Annotated in this window: 14 protein-coding genes and 1 pseudogene; 9 read left to right on the forward strand and 6 right to left on the reverse strand. The window is 35.7% G+C overall.

Going from position 1 to position 17,087, the window contains the following annotated elements; translation table 11 throughout:
* Positions 1-132 precede the first annotated feature (132 nt).
* Positions 133-870: a hypothetical protein gene (locus tag F6K54_RS23195; protein WP_293082549.1), complete on the reverse strand. Its 738-nt coding sequence runs from the start codon at positions 868-870 to the stop codon at positions 133-135.
* Between the two features lie 68 nt (positions 871-938).
* Here F6K54_RS23195 and F6K54_RS23200 point away from each other — a divergent pair, with 68 nt between their 5' ends.
* Positions 939-1,112, forward strand: coding sequence for a hypothetical protein (locus F6K54_RS23200; RefSeq protein ID WP_293082550.1), 174 nt, complete (start codon positions 939-941; stop codon positions 1,110-1,112).
* A gap of 746 nt (positions 1,113-1,858) precedes the next feature.
* Here the strand turns inward: F6K54_RS23200 and F6K54_RS23205 are convergent.
* From F6K54_RS23205 to F6K54_RS23215, 3 genes are all read right to left on the reverse strand, one after another.
* Positions 1,859-3,577 carry an ABC-F family ATP-binding cassette domain-containing protein gene (locus tag F6K54_RS23205; protein ID WP_293082552.1) on the reverse strand — a complete coding sequence of 573 codons (1,719 nt, stop codon included), beginning with the start codon at positions 3,575-3,577 and terminating at the stop codon, positions 1,859-1,861.
* A 268-nt stretch (positions 3,578-3,845) separates the two neighbouring features.
* Positions 3,846-4,244: a response regulator gene (locus F6K54_RS23210; RefSeq protein ID WP_293082554.1), complete on the reverse strand. Its 399-nt coding sequence runs from the start codon at positions 4,242-4,244 to the stop codon at positions 3,846-3,848.
* Between the two features lie 804 nt (positions 4,245-5,048).
* Positions 5,049-5,687, reverse strand: a complete 639-nt coding sequence (locus tag F6K54_RS23215; protein ID WP_293082557.1) for a hypothetical protein — start codon at positions 5,685-5,687, stop codon at positions 5,049-5,051.
* 259 nt (positions 5,688-5,946) lie between these two features.
* Between F6K54_RS23215 and F6K54_RS23220 the strand changes: the two are divergent.
* A pseudogene (locus F6K54_RS23220) lies at positions 5,947-6,281 on the forward strand (zinc ribbon domain-containing protein); the annotation flags it as partial.
* Positions 6,282-6,505: 224 nt separating this feature from the next.
* On the opposite strand, the gene F6K54_RS23225 reads toward F6K54_RS23220, so the two are convergent.
* On the reverse strand, positions 6,506-7,492 hold the full coding sequence (locus tag F6K54_RS23225; protein WP_293082560.1) for a pentapeptide repeat-containing protein: 987 nt from the start codon (positions 7,490-7,492) through the stop codon (positions 6,506-6,508).
* A 380-nt stretch (positions 7,493-7,872) separates the two neighbouring features.
* A complete protein-coding gene (locus F6K54_RS23230) occupies positions 7,873-8,028 on the reverse strand; it encodes a hypothetical protein (protein ID WP_293082563.1) in 156 nt (51 codons plus the stop codon).
* A gap of 287 nt (positions 8,029-8,315) precedes the next feature.
* Between F6K54_RS23230 and F6K54_RS23235 the strand changes: the two genes are divergently transcribed.
* From F6K54_RS23235 to nth, 7 genes are all read left to right on the forward strand, one after another.
* A complete protein-coding gene (locus F6K54_RS23235) occupies positions 8,316-8,723 on the forward strand; it encodes a hypothetical protein (RefSeq protein ID WP_293082565.1) in 408 nt (135 codons plus the stop codon).
* Between the two features lie 496 nt (positions 8,724-9,219).
* A complete protein-coding gene (locus tag F6K54_RS23240; protein ID WP_293082568.1) occupies positions 9,220-9,396 on the forward strand; it encodes a hypothetical protein in 177 nt (58 codons plus the stop codon).
* Between the two features lie 562 nt (positions 9,397-9,958).
* Entirely contained in the window at positions 9,959-12,598 is a 2,640-nt protein-coding gene (locus tag F6K54_RS23245; RefSeq protein WP_293082569.1) for an ATP-binding protein, read from the forward strand.
* 2 nt (positions 12,599-12,600) lie between these two features.
* Entirely contained in the window at positions 12,601-13,011 is a 411-nt protein-coding gene (locus F6K54_RS23250) for a response regulator (RefSeq protein ID WP_293082572.1), read from the forward strand.
* A 128-nt stretch (positions 13,012-13,139) separates the two neighbouring features.
* Positions 13,140-14,462, forward strand: a complete 1,323-nt coding sequence (locus F6K54_RS23255; protein ID WP_293082574.1) for an adenylate/guanylate cyclase domain-containing protein — start codon at positions 13,140-13,142, stop codon at positions 14,460-14,462.
* Positions 14,463-14,711: 249 nt separating this feature from the next.
* Positions 14,712-15,809, forward strand: a complete 1,098-nt coding sequence (gene rseP / locus F6K54_RS23260) for an RIP metalloprotease RseP (RefSeq protein ID WP_293082576.1) — start codon at positions 14,712-14,714, stop codon at positions 15,807-15,809.
* A 486-nt stretch (positions 15,810-16,295) separates the two neighbouring features.
* The gene (nth, locus tag F6K54_RS23265; RefSeq protein WP_293082579.1) at positions 16,296-16,952 is read left to right on the forward strand and encodes an endonuclease III; all 657 of its coding nucleotides are present in this window, start codon (positions 16,296-16,298) and stop codon (positions 16,950-16,952) included.
* Positions 16,953-17,087: the final 135 nt, after the last annotated feature.

Genomic DNA, 17,087 nt, shown 5'->3' on the forward strand with positions numbered 1-17,087 from the left:
CCCCTACTCCCTACTCCCCCACTCCCCTACTCCCCTCCTCCCCTACTCCCCTACTCCCTACTCCCCCACTCCCCCACCCCCCTACTCCCCCACTCCCCTACTCCCCCACTCCCCTACTCCCCTACCAAAAAACTATCTCGCTCCTGCTTCAATAGCAGAATTAGCCATTTTTTTCAAAGTCTCCCCCTCAATTTCTGGACTTTGACCAACGCCTTTTAAAGATATACGATAGAATACTCCTTTATATTCCCACCCAATAATTGGAGGCGCACAAGATGCTCCACAAGTTAAAGGTCTAAAATATCCTTTAATGTCTTGTACTAAACTCAATTCTCGACTAAATTCATCATCTAAAGGTTTGCCTCCTTTTTCTCCACTCATATAACCAATAGAACAAGCATTAGCAGTACAATCTTTTTCAAAAGCTAAAGTTATTTCATAACTATTATTTGTGCCTTTCCCATCAACATAAATTTGATTATCTGTACCTGTAATTAATAATTGACTCGGAAGTAAAATTGGCACCTTAGTTTGTTGTTTGATTTTCGGTAAAATCTCCGTTAATTCTGCCGCGACTGGTTGAGAATTTTGTGTCAATAACTGACTTGTTACTGGATTAATTTGATAATTTGATGGTCTCATACCATTTATCAAAAGTCTTGCTACATTTATTTGAGAGTAGGGAGTAGGGAGTAGGGAGTAGGGAGTAGGGTTAAAAGACATAATATATTTTGGTTTAATCCCTATAACCTTTGCAAAAATTACTGAAGCATTATTTTTGGGAATTGGTCTCACAATAGGTTGTTTCCAACCCATAGATATTGTGAGGTAAGTCAACAAAATTATATTTTCAAAGTGAATAATAGACATAGTTAAAAAAGAAGGAAGAGGGAAGAAGTAAAAGTAGGGAAGTAAGGAAGAAAGAAGAGGGAAAAATTTTGACTCTTAATATTCCGTTGTTTTTACTGCCCAATGCTAGGACAACAGCTATTTCAAAGGAAGAAGGAAGAAGGAAAAAGAGAGAGGGAAGAAGGAAGAGGGAAGAAGTAAGAAGTAATATCAAGGGTGAAAAAAGAATACTTAACTTAAGTGACACTTCAATTATTAAGTAATTAACGCGCTAAGTAAATAATTTTTTTGATAATTAGCACGGCAGTTATTGTTAATTATTCTTACAGCAGATTACAGGTATATAAAGTACATAAATTAACAATTAAATGTTCCAAGTGCGGGCATCTTGCCCGCGATGGGTATACCTCGCTAAAGTAGAATTTGCTGTATATTTATTTCTCCCTACTCCCCCACTCCCTTATACCATTTCTCAAAAAGAATGCTATATCTGATTGGGTGAGGAAGTGTGGGAAGTGTGGGAGGTGTGGGGAGAGTAAAAGCAGGAAAAATCTATAAAATACCAACTAATAATTGTCAAAAACAAACTTTTAATCTTGGTAACTATTTGACTGTTGAAGTATAGCTGAAGTATAGCAATACTTTTGGGAATTGGTATAAGAAGTAATATCAAGGGTGAAAAAAGAATACTTAACTTAAGTGACACTTCAATTATTAAGTAATTAACACACTAAGTAAATAATTTTTTTGATAATTATCACATCAGTTATTGTTAATTATTCTTACAGCAGATTCCTCACATAAGAGGTACAGAAATTAACAATTAGATGTTTGTAGTGCGGGCATCTTGCCCGCGATGGGTATACCTCGCTAAAGTGGAATTTGCTGTATATTTATCTCTCCCCTACTCCCCTACTCCCCCACTCCCCCACTCCCCTACTCCCCTACTCCCCTACTCCCCTACTCCCTCACTCCCCTACTCCCTCACTCCCTCACTCCCCCACTCCCCTTACTTACGTTTAGCCGCCGCTTTCTCCTTATCTTTCTGTTTTTTCTTAGCCGCTTTCTCAGCTTTCTTAGCCGCTTTTTCCGCCATAATCTTTGCCACCCTTTCTGCCTCTTTTTCCTCCTCAATCTTATCTAAATAATAATGATAATCTCCTAAATAAACTTGAAAATCACCATCACGAATTTCCACAATTTTATTTGCCACCTGAGATATAAAATAACGGTCGTGAGAAACAATAACCACAGTTCCATCATAATTTTTCAACGCCTCCTCCAACATTTCCTTTGCCGGAATATCCAAATGATTTGTTGGCTCATCAAGTAACATAAAATTACCAGGTTTAAGTAACATTTTTGCTAAAGCCAAACGTGCCTTTTCACCCCCACTTAAAGCAGCTACTTTTTTAAATACCGTCTCACCACTAAATAAGAAATTACCAAGTAAAGTTCTTACTTCCTCATTTTTCCACTCCGGCACCTCATCATGGATAGTTTCCATCACATTTTTTGTCAGGTCTAAAGCTTCCGCTTGGTTTTGCTCAAAATAACTAGGAATAACATTATGATTACCTAATTTCACAACACCTTCTGTAGGTTCTTCCATTCCCATAATCATCCGCAAAATAGTAGATTTCCCACTACCATTCGGCCCCAAAAAAGCAATCCGGTCGCCTCTTTCTATCTCTAAATTTGCTCCTAAAAATAAAATTTTCTCCCCATAAATATGAACTAAATCTTGAATTGTTACTACCTCTCTACCACTACGGGGAGCTGGAGGAAAACGGAAACTTAAACTTCTTAATCCTGCTACAGGTGCTTCTACAAGTTCTATTTTTTCTAATTGTTTTTCTCTACTTTTTGCCTGAGTACTCCGAGTAGCACTAGCGCGAAAACGTTCCACAAAAGCTTGTTGCTTTTCTATTTCTTTTTGTTGTCGTTCGTAAGTACTGAGTTGTGCCGCTTGATTTTCTAACTTTTGTTGTAAATAAGCCGAATAATTACCCAAATAAGTGTTAGAAACTCCTCGTTCTGTTTCCACAATTTGAGTCGAAAGACGGTCAAGAAATTCCCGGTCATGGGAAACTATCACCATTGGAGTAGTTAACTTTTTCAAATAATCCTCCAACCATTCAATTGTTTCTAAATCTAAATGGTTCGTAGGTTCATCCAATAATAATATATCTGGATTTTGTAAGAGAATTTTACCCAAACTCATACGCATTTGCCAACCACCACTAAAAGCACTAACCAAGCGGTCGCCATCTTCCGGTTCAAATCCCATTTCCGGCAAAATTTTCTCAATTTCTGCATCTAGTGCATAACCATTTAAACCCTCAAATTGTCGTTGTAAACGGTCTAATTTATGTATCAATTCATCCAACTCTTCAACAGTAGCAGTTTCCATTTCTAACTGTACTTTTTGGATAGATTCATGGATTTCATTAGCCTCCTTAAATACCCTCCAAAATTCTTCTCTCACAGTACGATTAGGATCTACTTCAAACTCTTGATTTAAGTAAGCAATTTCTAAACTAGCAGGACGAATAATTTCTCCAGAAGAAGGTTCTATTTCCCCAGTAATAATTTTTAATTGAGTAGATTTTCCTGCCCCATTTACACCCACTAACCCAATGCGATCGCCTGGTTTAACCTCCCAATTAACATCTTTAAGAACAACACCTGTAGGATAAATTTTACTTATATGTTCTAATCTGAGCATCTATAATTAATCTCCAAGGTTAGGTTAAGAGCAAGTTATGTTTTTTCATGGCCAAACTATTAATAGCAGAAGGAAGAGGGAAGAAGGAAGAAGTAAGAAGGAGAAATCTTCTGTTTTCTGAGTTTTAAGCTTTTGATATGTCCGCACCCTTTCCTTCCACTGCGATAGATAATGTTTAAGCTTAACAATTTTTCATTATATTTTATACATAAATTTTGTGCTGGTTTTTCAATACTGAAATAACAAACTTCAGGTATTTAATTCTTTCCTATAAACTCTTTTTCATTCTATATAATTCCGCACATTCTCCAATGACTTCTTTCAATTCTGGAAGAGAACAAGGTTTAGTTACACATTTAAAAATATCAGCCCGTGCTATCTCATCAACATCACAATTCATTTGTTCTTCAGCATAACCACTTAACAAAATACGAATAGTATCAGGAAAGCTTTCTTTTGTTTTGATCAAAAATTGAATACCTGTCATATCTGGCATACTTTGGTCAGAAATAATAATAGCCATTTCCCCTTCAGCTTCAAGAATTTCCATCGCTACAGTAGCACTTTCTGCCTTAATAACTTTAAATTCACGTCTAAAAGTCCTATATAGTAAATCCAAATTATTAGATTCATCATCAACAACCATTAATTTAAGTTTTTCTGACATTGTTAAATTTATAGAAATTTCTATTTTAAGGAACAAGTTTTAACAAAATTGGTTATGTACAAATTTTTAAGTACCCATGCATAATTATCATATAGCAATTCTCATTTTGTAGGGAACAGAAAGAAGAACAAAAAGTTTAACTGATGACTCCGATTGGAATTAGGGTGGGAGGTGTGGGAGGTATGGGGAGAAACAGAAAGTAGAATTTTCCCTTTTGCGTCAACCCTATCTTTAGAAAAGGAGAGTTCATTAATGGATAATGGATAGTTAATAATTACCTCTGGTTAAAACCGAGAGGGTTGACTAATACCATTTCTCAAAAACTTTTCTACGCTTTCTTGAGCAGGGGAGTAGGGGAGTAGGGGAGTGGGGGAGAAGTAAACATTATAATAATTAACATTAACATAGCTAAAATTAGCAAAAAAGTTATTTGGTTAGTGTTAATTACTTAATAGCTGAAGTATTGCCCAAGTATAGCATTACTTTTGGGAATTGGTATAAAAAGAAACAATTTATTCTCTTAGTCGATAGTCGGACAGCTCCGAGAACTCCCCATTCCTCAACCGCTTTTTTCCCCTTGAAAGGGGAGGCGGAATTAGCTGAATTATTGGGTGCATCTCAATGCGTGAATAAAACCAAAAAATTATCGCTTTTAGGGAACAGGGAACAGGGAACAGGGAACAGGGAACAGGGAATATATATAGTAAAAAAGTATTTTTGCTTGCTATGAGATGCACCCGAATTATTTAATTATTTAATTATTAATTCTTCGGTAATTATTAATTATTAATTATTAATTATTAATTATTCTTGAGCTTTATCAGAATGTTCTCTACCAGAAACATTTTGCATGGCCTCCAAGGCTGCTCGAGAACCTGCCAAAATATCTCGTTCTTCCCCTCCCAAATAAAGCCTGCCAAAACTACCCACAGCTTGAATTTGCAAAATATTAATTAGAGCAGCTTTCTCCGCTTCATTAGCAGCTAAAGCAGCATAGGCAGCAGGTTGTACTTCTAATACATAGAGAGTTTGTCCACCCAAAAGCATTTGGCCCCGACGATTACGATTAATCAATTGTGCTTGGTGAGAATCAATATTCCGGATTACCTGACTAGAGACAATACGAGGTTTGAGGCGATCGCGTTCCGCCACCCCCAGAGCTTGTAAAATTGCCTTTCCAGCAGCTTTCGTATCTCCCTGACGACTCGAATGAATTTCTAGTAAACCATAAAGTCGTTCCACAAACTGCACCCCAGGCCGAACAGAATTAGACTTGAGGGCCACATCAGTAATCCGATTAATTTCAATACCTGGTGAAATCTCCACCCACAGAGAGGTATCCCCAGGTAGGGGCAAGAAGCCAAGGGCCACTGTACCAATATAAGCGGCGTGTTGAGGTTGCAAATTATCTATGTATACATAGCTGCGCAGATCTATACCCAAGACTTAAATCTCCGTTTCAATAATGGATAATGGATAATGGATAATGGATAATGGATAATGGATAATTGATAATTGATAATTACTAAAAGGAAGAGGATTGAATAAAAGGAAAATTTTTTCTTGTTTCTCCTTGCTCATGAGAGGATTTAAACCTTAATTATTCTGTAATGTGGAAAAATATTAACAGAATGTTGGGCAGAATTCCCTCATCTTCTAAAGGTTAGGGATGAATGCCCTACAAATAAATAAACTGCGTAGCATCCAATTTCTTGACTATAAACTGCAACAAAAAGGTGGTTTATTAGTAGAGATTAATAGATGGTTTCCTAGCTCTAAAACTTGCTCTAATTGTCTCTATCAAATATCAGAAATGCCATTAGATGTGAGAGAGTGGACTTGTCCGAGTTGTGGTACTCACCATCATCGAGACGAAAATGCGAGTAAAAACATTAGAGCAGAAAACATCAGACAACTATCGGTCTTGGAAGGACTGCTGCTGAAGGAGGGGAAGTAAGACCAAAAGGTGGACGTAAGTCTGTCTTGAGGCATTCCCCTTTGAGTTCAGAAGCTCCATCAGTCTATACGATGGGGTAGTTCACTCGTAGACATTATATGACAACACATATGCAGAGTTAGCGAAGTCATAAGTCAAAAAATAAAAGTCAAAAGTTTTCAGAGAGGGGCGGGTTCCACGTTAAGTTAATTGCTCAACATTAGATTTAGATCAACCCGCCTCCAAATTTAGATAAACCTACGTTCATTAATTGATAATAGATAATTACCTAGAGCGCGATTAATTATCAATTATCCATTATCAATTACCCATTATCCATTGGTAATTTACAGCCTACTAAATTAGCATTTTCCAGATTAGTATTCTCAAGGTTAGTATTTTCTAAATTAGCATCTTGAAGATTTGCAGATTCTAAATTAGCATTACTCAAGTCAGCACCAAAAAAATTAGCTCTACTCAAATTAGCATCCCATAATTCTGCATATTTCAAATTAGCGTTTTTCAGGTCAGCTTCTTGAAGATTAGCTCCACTTAAATTAGTATATCTCAGGTCAGCTTCCTGTAAATTTACCCTTGTCAAATTAATGTTAATTAGATTCGCATTTTTGAGAATAATCTTCCTCAAATTTGCATCACAACAATCAGCACTTTTCAAGTTGGCATAACTTAAATTAGCCTGACTTAAATTGGCATTTTGTAAATTAACATGACTGAAGTTTATATTTACTAAATACATTCCATTTAAGTCAACATTACTGAGATTAGCTCCCCACATAAAAGCATGAGTAAAATCAACCCCTTTCAAACAAGCATGACTGAAATTACAACAGCTTAAATAAGCTTCTGTTAGATTAGCATTTTGCAAATTAGCCTGACTGAAATTTGTATTTCTCAAGTTAGAATTTTTAAGGTTGGCTGAACTTAAATTAATCCGACTCAAATCAACATCTATTAATTCAGCATTACACAAATTAGCCCTAATAAATTTTCTATTACCATTTATATATAATTCTAAAAGTCTAGCTGCTTTCCATTGATATTCTGATAATGCCTGTATAACTTGAGGCTCTTCTATTTCTTGCAAAATAGTATAAGCTCTCCATTGTATTTCTGGTGAACTATCTCGTAATGCCTTAATTATTAAGTCTAAGCTAATTTTTTGCTCTTTTACTGCTGCAGATAATGTAGCGATATTATTGGCTAACAGCAATTGTTTAACATCTTCAGTATCTAATGTTAATTTATTTACCAAACCAGTATCGAAATAAATTTGATTAGGATTATTACTCATGATCGAAAAAGAAGGAAGAAGTTTAATAATTAATAATTAATAATTAATAATTAATAATTAATAATTACTGCTTCTTTTCAAGGAGAGGATTGACTAAAAGGAAAAATTTTTCTTTTTCTCCTTTAAAGGAGAGGCATTAAACCTTAATTATTCTGCAAAATAAAAAGGTAGAAGGGAAAAGGAAAAGATAGAGGGGAAGAGGAAAAAATCTAGTGTTTTCTGAGTTTTAAGCTTTATTTTTATATGTCAAATATAGTCATATTCCCTGTTCCCTATCCCCTTACCTAATTTTATATACTTAAAATCAAGAAAAATTATTTTATAACTATTAGGGATTTCAACCACTTTGACGACTTTAAATTAGATAAAATTATCTTCTTTTATGCTTTTTTATTTAAACGAAAATCATCTGAGTTTTTGACTGCGGAAATGTTCATCTTAGAAGCTTTTTTTGCAGTTTTTTTCAAAGTTTTCAATAAATCTTTTTCTTTCATAGGTCTTAAATATTGCTTCAATAAATCTTTTTCTAAACTCATTGCTTTACTTGAACTCTACAAAATTTATTCTAGCTTATAGAAGAAGGAAGAGGGAAGAAGGAAGAAGGAAGAAGGAAGAAAGAAGAAAGGAAGGAGGAAAAAAAGGAAAAATCTGGTGTTGTCTGAGTTTTATAGCGGTTTTTACAAAGGTAGACTACAAAGCTTCTGCCATCTGTTATCTGTTTTTTGACTTCTGCTTTCTGCCCTCTGCCTTTCCTGATAAATTCTAGTAGACAGTTGTCATAAATTACAATATAATACAAGTAATACAAAACAAATGGACTCAGATGGCACGACTAAATCAAATTATTGCGATTGAAAAAGGAATCAAAAGTCGGTCAGTGCAGGAACTAGCAGAAGCTCAAAAAGCTTTGCAGAAACCTGCTTTACTTTCTGGTATTTCTCGAACCTATCGCCCCAAGGATGAGGAGGGAGAACAACTCCCACCAGAGTCGAAAAAGGTGGAGGTTAAAGCAGAAGAGATTATCCGCAAAACCGCCGAGGTATTAAGCAAGTTGTTTGATGTGACAGCAACAAAAGATTGGACAAACTGTACTGCCCGCGCTGATGTAGTTGTTGATGGTCAAACATTGTTGACTCAAGCCCCAGTTAGTTATCTATTGTTTCTAGAAAAGCAGTTGACAGACTTACCGAAAAGCGACGTTGAAAGCCCCCGTGTTTTAACCGGGGGATGAAAACAAGGGAGTCGTTTAGACTAGACAACTTTAGTTGTCCTGTGCTATTATCTGGATATACAAACGTTTAGACAAAAGTAAGCAGAAAGCAGTAGGGGCGATTCGCGAATCGCCCCTACTTAAGCCGACTGTGTAGGGGCACAATGAAATTGTCCCCAAAGAACATATCTTTGGTCAGCTAAGAAAAAACGAAGCAACATGGATTTATCCTGTTGCGTAGTATCAACTTAGAATCCCCTCGGCAACAGCTACGGGGAGTAGTCAATCCAAGCTGAATATTCGTCACTGTCGCGAGAACGAATTTCGAGGAAAAATATCATTGAAATGCCGGCTCGCATCCGGCTCCTTGCTCCAATTTAATTAATATGCAAGGATAGTTTAACTGGTAAAACCCAATGATGAAAGATTAAAACCGAGAATTAAATGCGATCGCGTGTACAATTGAGTGATCAAACGAAGCCCTAAGTAAGGACAGAACTTAGGGCTTCACTTTTTGATGTCAAAAGGAAGAGGGAAGAAGAGGGAAGAAGAGGAAAGAAGGAAGAGGGAAGAAGGAAGAGGGAAGAAGGAAGAGGGAAGAAGGAAGAGGGAAGAAGGAAGAGGGAAGAAGGAAGAGGGAAGAAGGAAAAAACTTAAATTTCCTGTAGATATTCACCGAAAAATTTGGGTCTGAAGCCTTCTCTTTTAAGAGAATAAAATAAAGAAGATTCCGTATTTTCTTGCTTCAGCTAGAGGCAAGAAGTACTGATAACTGATAACTGATAACTGATAACTGATAACTGAATTATCCTTGGGTTTACGCAAACGATAAAGTGCAGACATACAGCAGATTCCACCTTGGTGAGGAATACTCGTCGCGAGCAAGATGCCCGCACTAGGAACGTTTAATTGTTAATATCTGTACTTCATATACCACCGAATCTGCTGTAATATGATACTAAATATGGTTATGAAAAGGTACTTTTTCCAAATCTCCTCAATCCTTCTGCCTTACTTTCCTAATAAAGCTCCTATCTAAAACGGATTTGGTATGATTTGTCAAAAATAACGAAATCCTGTATCTAAATTTAAGGTATTCAAAAATGGAGCTTTTTATAATGTCTGTTTAGTAGCACGAAACAAAAACTTTATTGTCCTCCTCCTTCTTCTTCCGTCCTGACTTCTGAATTCTGGATTCAGAATCCTGACTTCTGAATTCTGATTCCTCCATAGTAATTATAATTAAGGTCAAAAAAATGAGGGAACTATTAAAAACAATTTTTTCTCCAACTCAATATATGCCTCATGGTAGTTGTTATTTATGGCAAACTTCATTAGTATGGCTCCACCTTCTAAGCGATCTACTAACTGCGATCGCCTATTTTTCTATAACAGCAATTTTACTGTATTTTGCCTGTAAACGTAAAAATGAACTGCCATTTTTAGGAGTATTTATTTTATTTGGAGCATTCATTACTTTATGTGGGCTTGGTCATTTATTAGAAGTCTGGACATTGTGGCATCCTGCTTACTGGTTTTCAGGTGTGGAACAAACATTAACTGCTTTAGTTTCTTGTTATACAGCTTTACAATTGGCTACACTTTTGCCTCAATTTTTGGCTTTAAAAACGCCAGAACAACTAGAAGCAGTTAATCAAGAATTACAAAATCAAATAGTAGAACGTCAACAAACGGAACAGATATTACAAAATATTGTTGTTGCGACTTCTTCAGTTACAGGGGAAGAATTTTTTCCAGCTTTAGTAGAAAATTTAGCAAAAGCTTTGGATGTTACTTATATAATTGTTAGTGAAAGAATTAACAACTCTTTCAAGTTAAAAACATTAGCTATTTGGGGAAAGGGAAAAATTAGAGATAATATCAAATATAATTTTCTTGATTTACCTTGTAGAGCAGTTATTAACCAAGAAAGATTATTATACTATCCCCAAAAAATTCAGGAATATTTTCCCAAGAAAACTATTTTGCAAAATATGAAAGCTGAATCTTATCTAGGAGTACCATTGTTAGATGAAAATCAGCAAGTAATTGGAGTATTGTCTGTGGTTAATAATAAACAATTAGCGAATGAAGACAATATTATAGCAATGGTGCGAGTGTTTGCCGCGAGAGCCACTTCAGAATTACTTCGCCAAAGAGCAGAAATAGCACGCCGTAAAGCTTATGATGAGTTAGAAAATCGGGTTCAAAAAGCTACAGAAGGGTTGCGTTTGCGTACTGCTGAATTAGTAGAAGCAAATACGATTTTAGAAACACAAATCAAAGAAAAAGTTGCAGCAGGATTGGCAATACAAGCTAGAGAAATTCGTCTTAAAAAACAACAAACTGGATTGTTGAAACTAGCTAAGAACAAAAATTTATATGAAGGAAACTTGCAGGCTGCCTTACAAGAAATTACAGAATTAGCAAGTAATATTCTTAATGTAGAAAAAACCAGTGTGTGGTTGTACAGTGAGGATAAATCAGAACTTAAATGTGCAGATTCCTATGAAATATCGACTACACAACATAGTCAAGAAAATTTACTTTTTACTGGAAAAATTCCTCTGTTATTTCAAAATATTAATTATCCAGATATAATTCTCGAAAATAATGAAGATAATATTGATAAGCATCTCAATACTCAAGTAAAATTAGTAGATTATTTTTCTCCTATCTCAGTTAGCAGCACTTTGAATATTCCTATTAATTTTAAAGGACAAATAACTGGTTTTATTTGTCTAGATAATAAAGGAAATAATAGAAATTGGGAAGTAGAAGAGCAGAATTTCGGTAGTTATTTAGCATATATGACTGCTCTGGCCATGGAATCTCGCGATCGTCTCCAGGCAGAGTTTAATCTACGTCAAAAAAATCAGGAGTTAGCTACTACTCTTCAGCAACTGCAAACAGCTCAACAAGAATTAATTCAATCAGAAAAAATGGTTGCTCTCGGACAATTAGTGGCTGGAGTAGCTCATGAAATTAATACTCCTTTAGGGGCGATTAATTCCTCAATTAATAGTATTGCTAATTTCTGGAAAACTTATCTAGAAAAGTTACCTATTTTTTTCAAAGAACTTTCTCCTGAGCGACAGGAAGACTTTTTTGCTCTACTTAAAAAATCAAACTCTGGACGTACTTCTTTATCTACTAGAGAGCAGCGTCAAATTAAAAGAAATTTAGTTAGTCAACTCAAGACATATTTAGTCGATCGAGGTACTACTATTGCTAACTATTTAGTAGGAATAGGAGTCTATGATAATTTAGAAGAATTTTTACCATTATTGAGAGACTCAAATAGTGAAGAAATTCTTAAAATTGCTTATCAATTTGCTAATGTTCAAACCAGTAGTCACACTATTCGTACTGCTGCAGAAAGAGCTGCTAAAGTAGTATTTGCCCTCAAAACTTATGCTCGTTATGACTCTACAGGGGAGAAAATAAAAGCCAATGTTCTGGAAGGTATTGAAACAGTTTTAACTCTATATCATAATAAAATTAAGCATGGTGTCGAAGTTATAAAAGAATTTGATAATTCTTTACCTCCTATCGAATGTTATCCTGACGAGTTAAATCAAGTTTGGACAAATTTAATTCACAACGCTTTACAAGCAATGGAATATCATGGTAGCTTAACTATTCAAGCAACTCACTCAGATGCAAATATTAAGGTAAGTATTACTGATAGTGGTCAGGGCATACCACCAGAGATTATGTCAAAAATATTTCAACCATTTTTTACAACTAAACCAGCAGGAGAAGGTAGTGGTTTAGGATTAGATATTGTGAAAAAAATAGTTGAAAAACATGATGGTAACATAGAAGTTAAATCTTTAAGGGGCAAAACTACTTTTATAGTATATTTACCGATAAAGAAAATGGAGATAAAGTAAAAATGAGTGAAATGGCGATTATATGTGTGGATGATGAATTATTAATTTTAAAAAGTTTAGAAGTAGAGCTTATAGAGGCTTTTGAAGATCGATATGTTTACGAATTTGCAGAAACAGCAAATGAAGCTCTAGAAATTATTGATGAATTAGAAGAAGAAGGAATAAAAATTTGCGTCATAGTTTCTGATTGGTTAATGCCCGGGGTTAAAGGAGATGAACTTTTGATGAAAGTTCATAGTAAATATCCTCAAATTATCAAAATCTTGTTGACTGGACAAGCTGAAGAAGAATCTCTTAACAGAGTGATAAAAGAAGCTAATCTATATTGTTGCTTGACTAAGCCTTGGAATCATGGTGAATTAGTATCAACTATTGAAAATGCTCAGATTAATACTAACAGGACTTACCCATGAGCTACGAAAAACTAGGACTTGAGATTGCTATCCGTTCTGGACTGCTCGGCAAAATCTATCGGTCACTTCGGACGGAAATATGTTGAGGTGCATAAGTCCTAACTCATTAACTAAAAAAAGCAAAGGTGATGAATCAAATTGTGATTATTTGTGTTGATGACGAACCTATGATTTTAGATAGTCTCCGCATAGAATTAGAAGGAAATTTAGGAGATGATTATTTGATTGAATTAGCCCAAAGTGGTGAAGAAGCTTTAGAAATATTTATAGATTTAAAAAAAGATAATTATGAAATCCCAATAGTAATTGCTGATTATATTATGCCAGATATGAAAGGAGATGAACTACTTAAACGTATTCACTCAATATCTCCTCAAACTCTGAAAATAATGCTGACTGGTCAAGCAGATATAGCAGGAGTAGGAAATGCTATTAATTATGCAAACTTATATCGTTATATTCCTAAACCTTGGGAATCTGAAGACCTAAAATTAACAGTAAAAGAAGCTTTGAATAGCTATTTTAGGAGGAAGGAAATCGACAAAAAAAATGCTGATTTAGACAGAATAAATCAGGAATTAACTCAGGCTAATCTAAGCTTAAAAAAAGCTTTAGAAGCTGAATTAAAATTAACTGCTTCTGCAACTAAATTTGTACCCCATCAATTTTTATCTTTGATGGGATATCAAAATATCACAGATGTCAAATTAGGAGATAGTGTAGAGCATAAAATGTCAGTTTTATTTGCTGATATTCGCAACTTTACTACAATTTTAGAAACCATGACTCCAGAAGAGAGTTTCAAGTTTATCAATGGATATCTCTCTATTATGGAACCCGCAATAATTGAAAATCAAGGCTTTATTGATAAATACATTGGCGATGCAATAATGGCACTATTTGCTAGTAAAGCAGATGACGCTATTCATGCAGGTATTTCAATGTTAAAACGACTAAATGAATATAATAAAACTCGACAAAGACCAGAAAGACTACCATTAAAAGTTGGAATTGGAATTAATACAGGAGATTTGATTTTAGGTACAGTAGGAGGCGCTCAAAGAATAGATGGTACAGTTATTGGTGATGCAGTAAACTTAGCATCTCGTTTAGAACAATTAACCAAACAATATGATGTGTCTTTATTAATAAGTAATTCTACTTTTATAGCATTAGAAAATTCAGTAAAATATTCTATTAGATTAATTGACAGAGTTAAGGTAAAAGGAAAAGCAGAAATAGTGACAGTATTTGAAATTTTTGATGCAGATCCACCTGAATGTTTAGAGGGTAAGACAATTACGAAACATATATATGAAGAAGCAATAATATTGTATTATCAAAGAAAATTCCGTCAAGCTTCCCAACTATTTCAAGATTGTTTAAGTAAAAACCCTAAAGATCGAGTAGCTCAAATTTATTTAGAACGTTGTCAAAAGAATAGGGAATAGTTCAATAATTGATAATTGATAATTGATAATTGATAATTGATAATTAGGGCTTGCTGATTAAATCTAAAAGTCTTTACAGATAAAGGTTTTAGCTTTTTTAAGTATCAAAAAATGCGAGGTTTTAGGTGGTAATGGTTCAAAAATGAGCGGATTTTGGTCAAGAGTTGGGCAGAAAAATCACTATATCCGATTCTTCCTACTATTATAATAGAAGTTTAACTTTATATAATTGGAAACTTAACAGAACTAATGTCCGTATTGTTAGCGATCGCAGTTTTAGGCGCACTCATTGTAGTTCACGAGTTAGGCCATTTTCTGGCAGCTCGACTCCAAAAAATCCACGTTAATCGTTTTTCCATTGGCTTATTTGGCCCGATATTATGGAAGTATCAAGGGCCAGAAACAGAATATGCTATCCGCAGCTTTCTATTTGGCGGTTTTGTAGGTTTTCCCGATAATGACCCCGACAGTACAATTCCCAAAGATGACCCAGACTTATTACGCAACCGCCCTATCCTCGACCGAGCGATCGTTCTCAGTGCGGGAGTAATTGCCAATCTCATATTTGCTTATTTTCTATTAGTTACTCAAGTGAGTATCATTGGCATACCAGATTTTAACTATGCTCCAGGAGTAAAAGTTCCAGCAGTAGCTACAGATGTTAGCTCTGCAGCTACTAAAGCAGGTATTAAAGCAAATGATATTATTTTATCCGTTAACGATCAGCAATTAGGCCCAGACAAAGAAGCTATTACTACCCTAGTAGAAACAATTCAAAATAATCCTAATAAACCTTTGGAGATGGAGCTTCAGCGTGACGGACAAAAGCTATTTCTTGAAGTCACACCAGACTTAGGAGATGATGGCAAAGGTCGTATTGGAGTACAACTAATTTCCAATGGAGACATAGTGCGACATCGCCCTGACAATATTTTTACAGCTTTTAGCGTCGGTGCTAATGAATTTCAAAGGATTGTAGTTTTAACACTCCAAGGTTTTGGGCAACTCATTAGTAACTTTAGTCAGACTGCTGGGCAACTTGCTGGGCCTGTGGCCATTGTAGACATGGGGGCCAAAATTGCTGAAGATAATGTGGGGGAATTATTTCAATTTGCTGCATTGATTAGCATTAACTTAGCAGTGATTAATATTTTACCTTTACCAGCTTTAGACGGCGGTCAGTTAGCATTTTTACTCATAGAGGGAGTTAGAGGTAAACCCTTACCTCTGAATGTTCAGGAAAATGTGATGCAGACAGGTTTAGTAGTATTGTTAGGTTTAGGAATTTTCCTAGTTATTAGAGATACTGCTAATCTGGAGGGAGTGCGATCGTTACTCCAAAGGTGACATCCTCCCGGTGCTGAGTAGGAAGAAAGGCAGAAGGGAAAGAAAATTTCAAAGGGAGAAGGTTTTTTATCACTGATTATCCGGATATGATATTACGTATTAGAACGTATTTCTGTCCGAAGCGACCGATAGGGAAGCAATCTCAAACGCTACTTTTTCGTGCCTCGTGCATAAGTCCTGTCCTTTTTTATTTCATAAATTAAGTTCTTGAGTAAACAAGAAAGATACAGATAGAAAAAGTGGTTAATTTTTCTTTCCTTCCTGCCTCTTCCTTGTTACCGAATAATTAAGGTTTAAAGCCTCTCCTTTAAAGGAGAAACAAGCGGTCGAGGGATGGCGAGGAGACCTCGCCATATCCGATCAACCAAGAGAGAAAAAATTTTCCTTTGAGTCTTACCTCTCCTTGAAAAGAAGAGGTAATTATTAATTATTAATTATTAATTATTAATTATTAATTGTTGAACTCTTCCTTCTTCCTTCCAAATAATGGTGACAACTCGTAAATTTTCACTAAAACGACAGCGATCGCTCGAAATACTCCTTCGTCTCAAACGTCTTTATCCAGATGCTACCTGTACCTTGAGTTATCAAACCCCAGTACAGTTACTTGTAGCGACTATCCTTTCTGCTCAATGTACAGATGAACGAGTTAATAAAGTTACACCTGCTCTGTTTGAAAAATTCCCGGATGCTGTAGCACTAGCAAATGCAGATATTGAAGAATTAGAAAACCTAGTCCGCTCCACCGGATTTTATCGTAATAAAGCCAAAAACATTAAGGCTGCTTGCCAAATGATAGTTGAGAAGTTCGACTATCAAGTGCCAAAGCAGATGGAAAAATTGTTACAACTACCTGGAGTAGCAAGAAAAACAGCTAATGTTGTTTTAGCTCATGCCTACGGAATTATTGTAGGGGTAACAGTAGATACTCATGTTAAACGGTTAAGTCAAAGATTGGGTTTAACAGAACATTCCGATCCAATAAAAATAGAGCGAGATTTAATGCGGTTACTGCCTCAACCTGATTGGGAAAATTGGTCAATCCGATTAATTTATCATGGCCGGGCAATTTGTAAGGCCAAAAATCCAGCCTGCGATAAATGTATATTGGCTGACTTATGTACTTCAGTCGGAGGGAAGTAGGGGAGCGGAGGAGTAGGGGAGTAAGGGAGCGGGGGAGCGGGGGAGTGGGGGAGTAGGGGAGTAAGGGAGCGGGGGAGCGGGGGAGTGGGGGAGTAGGGGAGTAGGGGAGTAGGGGAGTAGGGGAGTAGGGGGAGC

This window comes from Okeania sp. SIO3B5, from assembly GCF_010692555.1.
Classification (GTDB): Bacteria; Cyanobacteriota; Cyanobacteriia; order Cyanobacteriales; family Microcoleaceae; genus Okeania.